This window comes from Geomicrobium sp. JCM 19039 (assembly GCF_000698145.1).
Classification (GTDB): domain Bacteria; phylum Bacillota; class Bacilli; order Bacillales; family Marinococcaceae; genus Geomicrobium_A.
Genome location: NZ_BAXB01000026.1, coordinates 20,512 through 32,653, shown reverse-complemented (window position 1 = coordinate 32,653; position 12,142 = coordinate 20,512). Strand labels below are relative to the sequence as shown.

Genomic DNA, 12,142 nt, shown 5'->3' with positions numbered 1-12,142 from the left:
ATCGATGCGCGCTTCATCAATACCGAATTCTTCAGCAATCGTTTGATCTTCGTCGGGAGCTCCATGCTTCCGCCTGAGCTCTCACTTCTTCTTGTTCCTCTCGTTCTTCCTCCACGACACTACCCACATCCGCATCCTCAGTGAGGCTACAGCCGATGAGGACAAATGGACTGATGATGAAAAAGATAACTTGCCTTTTCCACATCGGCTCTCACTCTCCTATCTCGTTATGCTCGTGTGCGGTATCTTCGTACGCCAAAGTAACCAACTAGACCTGCCGTTGCACCAGCAAAGATCCAAGCCATCCACTGAAGGGAGATTCCATTCGCAGTGGCGCCACCCATACCTGTTTGTGGCATTTCTGGAACCATTTCGCCACCTTCAAACATATCAGGGTGCTGCGTAACAATCGCATCCGCTAGGCCTGCACCAATATCAAACGTAAATGCATAACCTTCTCTGAACGTATCGAATGAACTTGTGTAGTCACCAGCTGCATAGTAATCAAATGTACCGAGTACTTGGCTCTCGTGCACATTCACAAGCTCAGTTGCTTCCGCTGCTGGCAAGATACCTTCCGTGGCTGTATCTAAAAACATCCCAAATTCATCCGCAAACGTGCTCAATTTATTTTCCGCTTCTTCTTTTGCCGCATCATCATTGTTTTTCGCTGCTACGACATATTCACTTTGAGCAAGAATGTGATTTCCTTGCCAAATTTGCTCAAACTGCTCGCCGCCTTCTTCACCATAAACCGAAGCAATCGTTGCTTTTAAGTCAGCCGTGTTCTCATCTTCTGCCCAGCTTACAAAGTCCAAGTCTTCGCGTTCCTTAAATTCTTTAGACATGGATAACGTGGCAAGTGCAAAGTGTTCTGCGACGAGATTGCTTACATCAGAGCGTAAGTTGCCCGCTTCAGTATTTGGCACCGTTCCATCAAACATCTCTGGGTTTTGCTCGACAATCGCACCAGATAGAGCTGCACTAATATCAAACATATGCGACAAGCCTTCACGGTACGTCATGTATGCTGTTTCGTAATCACCTTCTACATAGGCAGTAAACGCATCTTCACTTGTTGCTCATGAACGTCTAACACTTCAATGGCTGCGTCACTTGGTAATTCGCCTTCTGTTGCTCCTTCAAGGAATTCACCGAACTCTACATAAAACGCATCCAGCATCGCCGATGCTTCTTCTTGTGCTGCCATGTCTTCATCTTTCACTGCTTGCACATAGTCTGCAGTGTAATCATTATGTGCAGAGAAGATGCGGTCAAACTCTTCTGCGCCCTCATCACCGTAAAGTGATGCGATTGCCGGTTTCATATCGGCTGCGTTTTGTTCAAGCGCGCTTGTGCTGCCTCGGCACTTTCATCCCCATCGTATTGCTTTTGCATCGATAGAACTGCGAGTGCAAAGTGCTCCGATAAGAGATGATCCAATGTTCCTCTAAGTTCTACTGCGGGTGTCATGACTCCGGACATATTTTCTTCCGCATGAACCGTCTGCATAAACGTTGGTGTAAGCAATGAGACACTTAATGCTGGAATTAATACCTTTTTCAAATTCATAATCAAGCACTCCTCTGTATGTTTTGGTTTGTTAAGCTAACGCACAGAATGCTCAAATGGATCACTTTTTGGAAAAAAAGATTTTTGTTGTTTTAGATTTTAGCTAAAAGGGGAAGTTCATTTATGTAGTTCGCAACGTCTAAAAACAAAAAAACCCGGCGGAGTGTTGCGCACTCTACCGGGAGCTACTTTATAATTCTTGCAGCAAGACGATTTCGCCTTCAGGTTGCTCACTCGTTTCATCGGGTTCGATCGTAATTGCGATCGTGTCAAAGCCCATCTCTGGGTCAATGTCGAAAGTGGACATGCCGCTGCCGTCTTCTCCTGGGGTAAATGTCCCCGCACGATACGGCTCTTCATCTTTGAGTAGCCACACTTGATACACTTCTGTATCTGCAGGCTGGCTCAGTTGATCAGCTTCAACGATCAACTGTTGGTGCTGGTCTTTGTCAACAAAAGACGCTCTCGCTTCAAACGGAATGTCTTCTGCGGATGGCTGTAAACTCAGTTGTTGCACGAGAGAGTCTATACTTACAGAAGGAATTTCTTCCCCTTCTTCTGGAGACGAAGCCAGTTCGGTAAACAGAAAGGCATTCCCTACGAGTGACAACATCAACGCCGCTGCCATCGTTGGCATAATCCATCTATTCTTTTTCTTCGGTTTGAATTCAACTGGTTCTGACACCTTTTCAGGTTCCGTTGGTGCTTTTTCCTCAAAGGCCGCAGATAGCACGCGCTCTTTCATTGACGGAGGAGGATCAATAGGTTCTGATAGAAATCCTAGATCACTCGTAAGCTCTTTGAGTTCATTTAATTCTTCTTGGCAGTCTGAACACGTTTCTAGATGCACTTCAAACGCTTGTTTCTCTTCTTCTGATAAATGCCCATTCATATAGTCGATTAAATGATCACAACGTTTACTCATGAGTAACCCCTCCTTTCTGTTCAATCTGCTCAATCGATTCTTTCAGATGCTTTAAGGCAAGCCTGAGACGCCTTTTACCGTTCCTAACGGGATATCACACTGATCGGCGATTTTTTGTTGGGACAACCCTCGGTAATAAAATAAAACGATAACGTTTTGCTGCTCTGGCTTCAGTTGCTCGATCGCTTCTCGGACAACGCCTCGCTTCTCATTCCACTCGACTTGGTCCTCAACACTCGGATCAGGATCTTCCGCCATTTCTTTCGTGGCAATCTCCGATGCTGTTTCCCGCTTTTTACGAAGATGGTCAATTACCGTATTCCGGGTAATCGTCAACAGCCAACTCGAAAATTTACCTTTCGTCTCATCATATGAACTTTTCTGCGTCCAGATCTTTATAAATACTTCTTGAACAATTTCTTCTGAGAATTGCTGGTCTTCGGTCATCTTGTAACTAAAGGAATAAAGAAGTTTGCCGTAGCGATCATACATCAATTCCAAAGCATCTTTATCGCCCTGCCTTAGCCTGACATACACATCTACATCTTTTTTGGGCATCGGTATCTCCTTTTCGATCTGATCTCGATTTAGGGAGTAAAAATCGGAATATTGACTCTCTGCTGATTGTACATGGATTGTTGGAGAAATGCCAAATAAAGATGCTACATATTAAACGCAACACACACGCAAACGGATCACTTTTTCACAAAAACGTTACAAATGGCAAAATTCCGGGTATGAGACTTGTAGCTATAGAGAGAAAGAGGAGATTGACCCATGAAGAAGTTTTATTCACTACTTGGCGTTACTAGCTTAAGCTCGTGCTGATCGCGTGCAACGGCGACGCCGACACAACTGAAGAAGCCGACAACGAAACCGATGAAGAAACGACCGAACAATCGGATGAAGAAGACGACGACGTGGCAGAAGCCGATGACGAAGGGGAAATGACTGCCGAAGAAATCATTGATGCCGCGATTGCTGCCGAAGACGATTTCCAGAGTATCTACTCGCACTCCGTTATGACGACAGGCGTAGACGGTGATACAGAGGCCGATGTACCTGAAGAGGAAGCCGGCGTCGCTCAAGAAGAAGAGCTGATTGAATACATTTACCACCACGAAGACGGTTCCATTAGCAATCGAATGGAGCGCATGATTGACGGTGAACCGACGGAGTATACCGCAGGTGACAGTGAATATACGCTCACCTATACCGAAGAGGAAGACGTTGCCTACCGGGTTGAACAGGTAGATATGGAGGGTGACCCCGCAGACGTCAATGTCCGCGAAAATCAATTTGATCAGATGATGGAAGATTACGAAGTCGCTTTAGAAGGCGAAGAAGAAATCAACGACTACATGACGTATCATTTAACATTCAGTGACGAAGAAGAAGTTCGACACTACTGGATCGATCAAGATACATTTGAGGTCATCCGTCTCGAAAACGAACACGCCGAAAACCCGTTCCGCATCACCTTTGAATTGGTAGAATACGAACTAGACATTGAATACGATGAAGCCTTCTTCCAACTCGAAGATGTGATCGGTGACGACGTCGACATCGAAGATCGCGATCAAGACGAGCACTTAGAAGCAGAAATCGAAGACATTGAAGAAGACATCGAAGACGAAGATGAATAACCAAGCGAGCAAAAACGGATGTCCCGAAAGGGGGACATCCGTTTTTATACACCCAAATTGAGTTTACAGCGTAAATGCCAAGTACGAGTTGCCCGTCGGCCCCTTCGGTGCTGAGCATGATTGAAGACGTATACTTTGTGACAATCCAACACACAAGCCCGGTATTTTAGGGCAGCAAACGCCTCATAAATTTATTTTAGTGACAGTTCGCGAAGCTTATGTGGCAATCCAGGTTAAGAATGTTGAATTTGACTTGACCAATCGTCACATATAACCGTTTTTGTGGCGGTTTGTGTATTCCTTTAACGCCCTGCCTCGTCCTTTTATATTTGCCATGAACAACACGAACGGTATTGATCTAAGCGTTGTTATCCGCTATGGGATGATTTTCCGAAAGTTGACTGCGTACTAGGCTAATATCTCACCATTGGTCAATCTATGGTACAATTTCTCTTTTCTATGGTAAGATTTTTGACAATATACCTCGTAAATCAAAGAGAATCTCACCATAGAATCATCTATGGTGAGATTCTCTTTACACCCCAATATTCGGTCTGTAGCCTCGCGAACTGAGTGCACAAATGAAACGAGGACGGTTGCCGCACCGTCCTCGTTCTTTTTTCTATTCAGCCTTCTTTTGCTGTGCCTTTGAATGTCGTGAAAAATACGATCAGTGCGACAACAAATGCTGCCAGCAACATCCATGTGACCCCTGTTGATAATGGTACGACGTCGAGAAACGATAACACGACGATAATAGGCAACACGAAGATGGACCCCATCACTCGCTTGTACCGGGCATGTCGCATTCGTTCTTTAAAAGACAACCCATCCACCTCCAACTAAGAAAAATAAGCAAACAAACGGTCATAAACAAAAGGCAGTAGTACGAATACGGCAACCCCTGCACACCCTGCACATATTGTTGCAAATCGCCACGTGAAACGTGACACTTCACCTCTTGATCTCGCGATGTTGAGCACGATCACAATCGCTCTGACTGTAATGATAATAATCAAGCCGGAATATACTGTTGCGAAAAAGGCGGGCATCGCTACTACTCCTTATGTACCACTTTTTAAATTTTACGAAACATTCATTATACGAATAGACTAGTAAAACTAAACCCTATCTGATTGCGCACTACATGTCCTTATGCCCGAAATTCGTGACTCATCTGACAGAACCCAAAAACACATCGACTTCCTCGGCAATTTGCTTCGAGTTCGTATAATGAAGATTGTGAGCGGCGTCGATGTGCACGAGTGTCGCATCGTGTTGATTTTGCTGAAACGTCTGTTGAAATCCGAGCCACGTCGCCTCGTCCCATGCAGTCCCCTCGCCGTTGGAGACGAATTGAAGAGTAGGGACAGACCGGTTTTGGCCTGATGCAACAACTTGTGCATTTTCCTTTATTAATCCCACTTCATTGACCATGTTCGTCGTTGATGTACGGCGATGTTGGAGCGCTCGGTACACCTTTTCTTCATGCTCTGTAAACGTTCCATATTCCAGCACTTCGTAGGATACGAGACTTGGTATCCATCTCGTTAATCCGAGATTGGCAGCCACACTGCCGGCGTGGACAAGGGGCATCGGAATCGCCATGTTCTCGTAGGCTTCAGGGGTCGCCATATCCAAGCCAATCAGTGCGGTCACTTCTTCTGGATATTGCTCTGTCCAATAGATCGCTTCGATGCCTGACATAGAATGTGGCACTAACACGTATGGCCCATCGACACCCGCTTGTCGCAGCGCTTCTCTCGTCTCAGCTAGTATCGTGTCAATGTCTCGGGACTGGTCGGTCACTTCACTAAATCCGTACCCTGCCTTTTCAATAACGACAACCGTATGCCGGTCGGCAAGCTCTTTATACAATGGCAAAAAGTCAAACACTGGCGCACTTGTGCCTCCCCCTGCCATAAATACGAGCGTATGCTCCCCCGCTCCCTCTGTGTACACGTGCATGGCGATACCGTGACGATCCACCATCTCTCCCATTGGCTGAATCCATGCTTCTTCTCGAACCAACTGCACTTGGTGATAGATGAAACTTACAAACAGAATACTTATGAAAATACTTACCCCAATGCTAACAAAAATGACTATCCTCACACGCAAACGCATCGTTTAGGCATTGGCTTCTAGGTGTCGTTTTATCAATTTGATTTGCCCACGGTGGCTAATCTCATCTTCTAAAACATGAAACCATAGGAAATAGTTATTGTACGGCGTACCATCTGGAAACTGTCGTTCTTTGTATAACCACTCATCCTCTTGTTGTTTTAGGAAATTGTAGGTTTCTTCTCGAACTTGTTTTAATTTTTGCAAATAATCGTCACGGTGCCGTTTTTAATCTCTTCTCGACCACGCTCGCCGAGCTGCATCGCCGCCATCCACTCTTTCTCTTCCTCTTCGTTCATCATCCGCTCTTCAAATGACATCACTTGGTGCAAAAACTCAATCGAGGCGATATGTTGAAGCAACATGCCAATTGAATTACTCGTCGGATCGAGCAAATAGTCCAACTGTTTATCCGTCAGCTCAGCTACTTCAAACTCCGTCATCATTCGCGTATGTTGGAGCATATACACAAGCTCCCCGATTCCTTTGTCATACCCATCTTGCGATTCAAATTTAGCATTAAACATCTCATCACCCTTTATTTTAAAAATTATCTACATACATGTTACCTTTTTCCTAACTTGAATGAAAAGGTTTTTTCACACACTTAGTACCTTTCCTGTTTGGAAAACAAGCCCCACACGACAGAGATGAGGCCGATTACAAACACGCAATCGCAACAATCACTTCCACCGAGTACACAATCCATAGTTGATCATAAATGAGTTCCCGTCCAAATACACTACTCGCAATCGTATTTGAAACCGATGCCGCATTTAAAACAAAGCCGTATAATACAACACTAGCCAATACGAGCGTTGAGCCGACGATAATTCCTTTCATAAGACCCCCCACTTAGTTTTTGTCGTATACGGCTCTATAACCTTTATATATTCAAAATAAACACACTTTTCAGATGAAAAGAACAGTCCATGAAATGGACTGACCCGAGTCTTGCCTACCACTCGGCAAAATCGAAATGGACATCATCGCCTTCTTCTAATTCAACGTCTTCGGCACCTTCGAACACTTCTTCATCATTGATCGTGTACGTCCAAAAGTAACCGTCTGTTTCGTTTGAATCATAGCCGTTAATGCCTTCAATAAAAGCACCGTCAGCGTCCGTTACAAGATCGAAATTCTCGTCCATAATGTCCATTAATGAATCGCCTTCCGTAAACATGACCTCTTCTTCCTCGATGACCTCACCACCATCTTCTGTAAGAAGAATCGTCGCTTCGAGCATCTCCTCTTCAGACACATCCATATCTTCACCGGACTGCTGCTCTTGTTCATCGGTAGCACAACCGAAGAAGAACGTTGCCGCTAGACCCAACACTAACCATTTCTTCAAAGTCCTTCACTCCTTTATTCTGCCTTTGTTATTGTAGCAGACATTCGGAGCAACCACATAGTCTCGATCAATTCCCCCCATCATGTTCTACCCCTTCATCAAGAAACGGAAAAGTCGAAGGGTTCTCAGGCAATGGATTGCCGTTTGGATAACCTTCTGAGAAGTTGGCGTCAATGTCATGAATTGAGAAACTTTCTGATACAGGTGTTGTTTGAGATTCTAGCACTTCCTCGGTTTGTTCATCGCTGTCTGAACACCCGACAGCACAAACAGCAAAAAGAAACGATAGAGGAACCCATGTGTACAACCGTTTATACTTCATATTCACCCGTCACCTCAATTTTCTCATCATTCGGATTACCGATGACAACGCTATACAGCGCTGTTTCTTCTGTGACAAGGTGGCCATCGATATGGGAGGATTCACCGTATTGCCAAACGATTGAATCGGTATCGTGGTTGTATAGCCCGACCATCACTTCGTTAGTTGCTTCAATCGAGAACGGCATGACAAACTCTGGTCCTAACGTAAAGCGGTTACTTGAAAGCGCGACTTCTTCTGCCTCGACGCCCCAATGAATATCGCTCATATAGTGACCACCGACAGCAGGTTCGTCCGCCATGTCACTGCCGATCAAAAAGGGAAATGCGAAAATAGGGAGAAGCTGAAAACCTTTCACCTTAATCTCTCCTTCATCACTAAAGTTGATGTTTCTACTGTTCTCTATTCCCTAACAAACATGAAATAAAACTTATAATTCTGACCACTTACATTAAGTAGTTTATAAAGCACCTACTAAAATTCGCGCCTTGCAATGACAGCAATGGTCTTGCTATTAAGTGATCGTTGGCGACCGCTCACATCTTCATAACATTTTTCGACGGAAAAGCCTGCCTCTTCCAGCTCTTGAACCAACTGTTCTTCAGTGAAATATTGGTGCCATATGTTGTACGTCTCCACATGATCATCCGTAATAACCGTTGTTTGTTCCAGCGTAATTCTTGCACTGTATTTCACATTTTGTACGAGCTCCACATACGGTTCCGGTGACCAAAATCCTCCGTTCTCATGAGCCTCCCAAGTACGTGTTTCCACAAACGCGTGATACTGCTGTTCATTAAATACATCCAACAAGATGCGACCGCCCGGCTTTAGACTTCTGCGAATATTTGTGAGCAACGTTTGCCGGTCTGGTTGGCTAAGAGCTCCTAAATCACAATAGATTAAAAGCGCTGCGTCATACCGGTCGACCTCGGCGGACTCTAAGTAATTCTCATACCGATACTCGATGGGCAACTGTTGTTTTGCCGCTTGCTCCCGCGCATAGTTGATGGAATTCAACGAGAAGTCGACGCCCGTTACGCGTAACCCTTTCTTCGCTAGCCGCTCACAATAAAGACCCGCCCCTGAGCCATAGTCGATGATTTTTGCGGAATCATTATTTACCATCTTTTCGGTAATAAACTCGACGGACTCGTCTATAAACGTAAACGAGCGACTCGCCCCGTCATGGCTTGGCTCCAATTGAGCTTCCAGTAAAAACGGAGCAATGTGCGGATCTTGCCAAAACATCTTCTCTGATTTTTCGAATGGGGCGGGCAGTTGTAAACCGCGTAATATTTTCTGTGCCATCTAGTTGATATCCTCTCGTCTAATTGCTTGTCTAAGGTCAATCGTTCCAAGGTTCTAACGTACCGACGACCGATACAGCTTGTTGATCTTTTATTCCTCGGATGACCCCTGCAGAAATCTCATCGTGTGTGAGCCACCTGGAAACACGACCATCATATATAAAGCCTAATTGAATGTCAATGAAGTGACATTGTTCAGAAATGATGTTCTGCTCTTTCTTAATCTGCTGAACATCACGGCTACTGCCACGAACCGTCACAAGCTGCCAGACGTCCGCTTGCATCTGGTCAATATGTTCAACAATAAGAGAATGAGCCCCTGGCGCTGTCCCATGAATCCAAGCGACTACCGTATGAATCGGTCCAAACGTATCGTATGCCCTCTGAACCTCCTGTTTCAGCTGTTCTGAATCAGTGTAGTCAAGTTGCCGAGTACCCAGTGCCGCGCTCGTCTGTTCCAACCTGTGCAACCGTTGTTCATTCCTCCCAAATGCGGTGGCATGTGTTGCGTGCTCCGCGACACATTTCGTTGCGCCAGCTAGCATTCCCGTCCCTCCGAAGATTAGCGCATGACCTAAATTCATTGATCTGCCTCCTTTAAAGATATACATCTAAAGCATCGCAAACATTAAACAAAGGTACATCGATGAACTGACTGACTTTTGCATACAACATCCGTCTGACGATAACTAAGACGTTTGGTCAAAGGGCGGGGGCTTGGCGATATTGTCCGTTGACAGGGGGAATAGATGGTCTACCGGACACAAATTCCTCTTACCCTTGCTTCCCCGTTCCGACTACGGCTCCCAGCCAAAAAAGGGATACTCATCATCAACTCGCTATATATATTCCAATAAATCCGCCACCCGCTCGAGCGTTGTGACCGCTGGGTCGTCTGACTGCACCCCAATGCCGAATCCTCGAATGCCTACGTTCGTTGCTAATTGAACGTCGACATCTGAATCTCCGATCATAAAGGATTCGCCCAGCTCCATCGCCGGATACCGCTTGATCGCTTGCTCGACCATTCCCGTGTTCGGCTTGATGCAACAACACCCCGCGTCTCGGGCGTGAGGACAATGAAACACGTCCAAAATACGAATGCCACGCTCTCTGAGCGTTGCCAGCACTTGACGATTCATATGCTCGTATTGCTCGGCAGTAATGTACCCTTCGTTAATGATGTATTGATTCGTGACGATGATGACCTCATACCCTTTCCCGCGCACAGCCTCAAGCGTATCCATCGCACCTCGAATCCACACTGGCGATTCCACCGCCCCCATTCCTCATCAGGAACATCTTCAATGATCGTTCCGTCGCGATCAAAAAAGCAACCCTCATTCGAAACACCTCCAACATCTATAGTATACTAGTCGTATGAAAGAGGCTGATTGTATGAAACGTAACCCTTACGACCAACAAGCTTTTTTTGAGAAATACGAACAGATGGACCGCTCGAAGTATGGACTCTCAGGCGCCGGAGAGTGGTCAACGCTGCAACAATTGTTACCTGACTTTCAGCATAACCGTGTGCTTGATTTAGGTTGTGGCTACGGTTGGCACTGTGTATACGCGTTAGAACAAGGAGCGAAACAAGTCGTTGGCATCGATGTGTCAGAGAAAATGATCGGGGTCGCCAAAGAAAAAACGGCGGGGATGGACAATGTGTCGTATGTACAGACTGCAATCGAAGACGTTCGATTCGACGACGAGAGTTTTGATGCTGTAATGAGTTCTCTCGCCTTTCATTATGTTGAATCGTTTGATCGTGTTGCGAAAAACGTACATCGCATGCTCGCAACTGGAGGACAATTCGTGTTTTCCGTTGAACACCCTGTTTTCACTGCAGAGGGAAGTCAACAGTGGCACACCGATGATAAAGGGAACATTCAACATTTTCCCGTTGACCGCTACTTCTATGAGGGAGAACGAGATACCACTTTCCTCGGCGAAACGGTGACGAAGTATCACCGGACACTCACGACGTACGTAGACGCACTGCTTACGAATGGGTTTCGATTAGATCGCCTCGTCGAGCCGATGCCCCCTGCTTCGTTAGAGATGGAAGACGAGATGCGCCGGCCGATGATGCTCATTGTGCGGGCGACGAAACAATAAAAGAGAGGTCCAACGTGGATTTCTCTTTTATCCAATCATCGTGTAGCCTCCGTTTACCGCGATCACTTGTCCGGTCACCCAGTTCGTCTGTTCAGACAACAGAAACGTCGTCATGTTGGCAACATCAGTACGATCCCCGAGGTACCGAGGGGATAGTGTTTGACGAGTTTCGTTTTTAGTGACTCATCAAGCTCACCTTGGTTGATCATTCCAAGAGATACGGTATTGCATTGCACGCCGCTGCGACCGGCTTCTTGCGCGAGCGATTTCACAAAGCTCGTTGCCCCGCTCCGCGCAGCCCCAGACACGCTCAAGTAGCGATCCCCCGTACGGGCGGAGTCTCCAATCAGATTAATGAACTTCCCGCTGCCCCGCTCCATCATGTCAGGCACGAAACGGTGCGCCAAGTTCATGACCGCTTGTAAGCAAATGTCGATCTCTTTTTGCCACTCTCCACGTTCATAAGAGAAAAATGGCTTTAACTGTGTCCAGCCAGCATTATTGACGATCGCATCGACCGGTCCAGTTGTTTCATACATCACATCGACATCCGCATAATCCCCGACATCTCCACTCACCATCTGTACGTCCACACCAATCTCGCGGATTTCCTCTGCGGTACGCTTGGCTTCCCCTTTGGAATGATGATAATGCAGGGCAATGTTCGCCCCCGCTCCGGCCGCCTCAAGTGCAATCGCTTTTCCAATTCCTTTTGCTGCACCGGTGACGAGGACGGTGTTGCCATCCAACCGTACGTCCATATAAATC

The 12,142-nt window shown here is 46.1% G+C and carries 22 protein-coding genes; 2 read left to right on the top strand and 20 right to left on the bottom strand.

Annotated elements, in window-relative coordinates; translation table 11 throughout:
* Positions 1-31 precede the first annotated feature (31 nt).
* The 6 genes from JCM19039_RS24595 to JCM19039_RS18220 all read right to left on the bottom strand — a co-directional run bounded on the left by JCM19039_RS24595 (position 32) and on the right by JCM19039_RS18220 (position 3,055).
* Positions 32-205, bottom strand: a complete 174-nt coding sequence (locus JCM19039_RS24595) for a hypothetical protein (RefSeq protein WP_193744289.1) — start codon at positions 203-205, stop codon at positions 32-34.
* 22 nt (positions 206-227) lie between these two features.
* A complete protein-coding gene (locus tag JCM19039_RS23990; protein ID WP_152550272.1) occupies positions 228-1,025 on the bottom strand; it encodes a hypothetical protein in 798 nt (265 codons plus the stop codon).
* Between the two features lie 23 nt (positions 1,026-1,048).
* Positions 1,049-1,327, bottom strand: a complete 279-nt coding sequence (locus JCM19039_RS23985; protein ID WP_152550271.1) for a hypothetical protein — start codon at positions 1,325-1,327, stop codon at positions 1,049-1,051.
* A complete protein-coding gene (locus JCM19039_RS23980; protein ID WP_152550270.1) occupies positions 1,324-1,572 on the bottom strand; it encodes a hypothetical protein in 249 nt (82 codons plus the stop codon). The genes JCM19039_RS23985 and JCM19039_RS23980 overlap by 4 nt, the downstream gene beginning before the upstream one ends.
* A gap of 190 nt (positions 1,573-1,762) precedes the next feature.
* Complete coding sequence (locus tag JCM19039_RS18225; RefSeq protein ID WP_042397180.1) at positions 1,763-2,497, bottom strand: anti-sigma factor; 735 nt, start codon at positions 2,495-2,497, stop codon at positions 1,763-1,765.
* A gap of 51 nt (positions 2,498-2,548) precedes the next feature.
* The gene (locus JCM19039_RS18220; protein ID WP_238544486.1) at positions 2,549-3,055 is read right to left on the bottom strand and encodes an RNA polymerase sigma factor; all 507 of its coding nucleotides are present in this window, start codon (positions 3,053-3,055) and stop codon (positions 2,549-2,551) included.
* Positions 3,056-3,318: 263 nt separating this feature from the next.
* Here JCM19039_RS18220 and JCM19039_RS18215 point away from each other — a divergent pair, with 263 nt between their 5' ends.
* On the top strand, positions 3,319-4,143 hold the full coding sequence (locus JCM19039_RS18215; protein ID WP_052398931.1) for a hypothetical protein: 825 nt from the start codon (positions 3,319-3,321) through the stop codon (positions 4,141-4,143).
* Between the two features lie 626 nt (positions 4,144-4,769).
* Here the strand turns inward: JCM19039_RS18215 and JCM19039_RS18210 are convergent.
* The 12 genes from JCM19039_RS18210 to JCM19039_RS18160 all read right to left on the bottom strand — a co-directional run bounded on the left by JCM19039_RS18210 (position 4,770) and on the right by JCM19039_RS18160 (position 10,518).
* Entirely contained in the window at positions 4,770-4,970 is a 201-nt protein-coding gene (locus tag JCM19039_RS18210) for a hypothetical protein (RefSeq protein WP_042429884.1), read from the bottom strand.
* A 15-nt stretch (positions 4,971-4,985) separates the two neighbouring features.
* Positions 4,986-5,195, bottom strand: coding sequence for a hypothetical protein (locus tag JCM19039_RS18205; protein WP_042429882.1), 210 nt, complete (start codon positions 5,193-5,195; stop codon positions 4,986-4,988).
* Between the two features lie 121 nt (positions 5,196-5,316).
* Positions 5,317-6,258, bottom strand: coding sequence for an alpha/beta fold hydrolase (locus JCM19039_RS18200; RefSeq protein WP_193744288.1), 942 nt, complete (start codon positions 6,256-6,258; stop codon positions 5,317-5,319).
* 15 nt (positions 6,259-6,273) lie between these two features.
* A complete protein-coding gene (locus tag JCM19039_RS28210; RefSeq protein ID WP_373976041.1) occupies positions 6,274-6,474 on the bottom strand; it encodes a hypothetical protein in 201 nt (66 codons plus the stop codon).
* Positions 6,462-6,794 (bottom strand): DUF664 domain-containing protein, encoded by a 333-nt coding sequence (locus JCM19039_RS28205; protein WP_373976039.1) that lies wholly within the window; start codon positions 6,792-6,794, stop codon positions 6,462-6,464. The genes JCM19039_RS28210 and JCM19039_RS28205 overlap by 13 nt, the downstream gene beginning before the upstream one ends.
* Before the next feature lie 133 nt (positions 6,795-6,927).
* Positions 6,928-7,110, bottom strand: a complete 183-nt coding sequence (locus JCM19039_RS18190; RefSeq protein ID WP_042429876.1) for a hypothetical protein — start codon at positions 7,108-7,110, stop codon at positions 6,928-6,930.
* A gap of 115 nt (positions 7,111-7,225) precedes the next feature.
* Positions 7,226-7,621: a DUF4430 domain-containing protein gene (locus JCM19039_RS18185; protein ID WP_042429873.1), complete on the bottom strand. Its 396-nt coding sequence runs from the start codon at positions 7,619-7,621 to the stop codon at positions 7,226-7,228.
* 67 nt (positions 7,622-7,688) lie between these two features.
* Positions 7,689-7,943, bottom strand: a complete 255-nt coding sequence (locus JCM19039_RS18180) for a hypothetical protein (RefSeq protein WP_042429870.1) — start codon at positions 7,941-7,943, stop codon at positions 7,689-7,691.
* Positions 7,933-8,301, bottom strand: coding sequence for a hypothetical protein (locus JCM19039_RS18175; RefSeq protein WP_042429867.1), 369 nt, complete (start codon positions 8,299-8,301; stop codon positions 7,933-7,935). Before JCM19039_RS18175 ends, JCM19039_RS18180 begins: the two co-directional genes overlap by 11 nt.
* A 116-nt stretch (positions 8,302-8,417) precedes the next feature.
* Complete coding sequence (locus JCM19039_RS18170) at positions 8,418-9,254, bottom strand: bifunctional 2-polyprenyl-6-hydroxyphenol methylase/3-demethylubiquinol 3-O-methyltransferase UbiG (protein ID WP_042429863.1); 837 nt, start codon at positions 9,252-9,254, stop codon at positions 8,418-8,420.
* Between the two features lie 37 nt (positions 9,255-9,291).
* Positions 9,292-9,837 (bottom strand): hypothetical protein, encoded by a 546-nt coding sequence (locus JCM19039_RS18165; protein WP_042429860.1) that lies wholly within the window; start codon positions 9,835-9,837, stop codon positions 9,292-9,294.
* A gap of 255 nt (positions 9,838-10,092) precedes the next feature.
* Positions 10,093-10,518: an HAD-IIIA family hydrolase gene (locus JCM19039_RS18160; RefSeq protein WP_238545135.1), complete on the bottom strand. Its 426-nt coding sequence runs from the start codon at positions 10,516-10,518 to the stop codon at positions 10,093-10,095.
* Between the two features lie 133 nt (positions 10,519-10,651).
* Between JCM19039_RS18160 and JCM19039_RS18155 the strand changes: the two genes are divergently transcribed.
* Entirely contained in the window at positions 10,652-11,374 is a 723-nt protein-coding gene (locus JCM19039_RS18155; RefSeq protein WP_042429858.1) for a bifunctional 2-polyprenyl-6-hydroxyphenol methylase/3-demethylubiquinol 3-O-methyltransferase UbiG, read from the top strand.
* A gap of 27 nt (positions 11,375-11,401) precedes the next feature.
* Here the strand turns inward: JCM19039_RS18155 and JCM19039_RS28200 are convergent, their stop codons facing one another.
* Both JCM19039_RS28200 and JCM19039_RS18150 read right to left on the bottom strand, forming a co-directional pair.
* Positions 11,402-11,488, bottom strand: a complete 87-nt coding sequence (locus JCM19039_RS28200; protein WP_081834607.1) for a hypothetical protein — start codon at positions 11,486-11,488, stop codon at positions 11,402-11,404.
* Positions 11,485-12,135: an SDR family NAD(P)-dependent oxidoreductase gene (locus JCM19039_RS18150; protein ID WP_052398930.1), complete on the bottom strand. Its 651-nt coding sequence runs from the start codon at positions 12,133-12,135 to the stop codon at positions 11,485-11,487. The genes JCM19039_RS28200 and JCM19039_RS18150 overlap by 4 nt, the downstream gene beginning before the upstream one ends.
* Between the last annotated feature and the right edge of the window lie 7 nt (positions 12,136-12,142).

Bases quoted from the DNA above. Each gene is read 5' to 3' on its own strand.
- JCM19039_RS24595 (WP_193744289.1), bottom strand. From the start codon at position 205: ATGTGGAAAAGGCAAGTTATCTTTTTCATCATCAGTCCATTTGTCCTC.
- JCM19039_RS23990 (WP_152550272.1), bottom strand. From the start codon at position 1,025: ATGACGTACCGTGAAGGCTTGTCGCATATGTTTGATATTAGTGCAGCT.
- JCM19039_RS23985 (WP_152550271.1), bottom strand. From the start codon at position 1,327: ATGAAACCGGCAATCGCATCACTTTACGGTGATGAGGGCGCAGAAGAG.
- JCM19039_RS23980 (WP_152550270.1), bottom strand. From the start codon at position 1,572: ATGAATTTGAAAAAGGTATTAATTCCAGCATTAAGTGTCTCATTGCTT.
- JCM19039_RS18225 (WP_042397180.1), bottom strand. From the start codon at position 2,497: ATGAGTAAACGTTGTGATCATTTAATCGACTATATGAATGGGCATTTA.
- JCM19039_RS18220 (WP_238544486.1), bottom strand. From the start codon at position 3,055: ATGCCCAAAAAAGATGTAGATGTGTATGTCAGGCTAAGGCAGGGCGAT.
- JCM19039_RS18205 (WP_042429882.1), bottom strand. From the start codon at position 5,195: ATGCCCGCCTTTTTCGCAACAGTATATTCCGGCTTGATTATTATCATT.
- JCM19039_RS28205 (WP_373976039.1), bottom strand. From the start codon at position 6,794: ATGTTTAATGCTAAATTTGAATCGCAAGATGGGTATGACAAAGGAATC.
- JCM19039_RS18190 (WP_042429876.1), bottom strand. From the start codon at position 7,110: ATGAAAGGAATTATCGTCGGCTCAACGCTCGTATTGGCTAGTGTTGTA.
- JCM19039_RS18180 (WP_042429870.1), bottom strand. From the start codon at position 7,943: ATGAAGTATAAACGGTTGTACACATGGGTTCCTCTATCGTTTCTTTTT.
- JCM19039_RS18170 (WP_042429863.1), bottom strand. From the start codon at position 9,254: ATGGCACAGAAAATATTACGCGGTTTACAACTGCCCGCCCCATTCGAA.
- JCM19039_RS18165 (WP_042429860.1), bottom strand. From the start codon at position 9,837: ATGAATTTAGGTCATGCGCTAATCTTCGGAGGGACGGGAATGCTAGCT.
- JCM19039_RS18155 (WP_042429858.1), top strand. From the start codon at position 10,652: ATGAAACGTAACCCTTACGACCAACAAGCTTTTTTTGAGAAATACGAA.
- JCM19039_RS28200 (WP_081834607.1), bottom strand. From the start codon at position 11,488: ATGACGACGTTTCTGTTGTCTGAACAGACGAACTGGGTGACCGGACAA.
- JCM19039_RS18150 (WP_052398930.1), bottom strand. From the start codon at position 12,135: ATGGACGTACGGTTGGATGGCAACACCGTCCTCGTCACCGGTGCAGCA.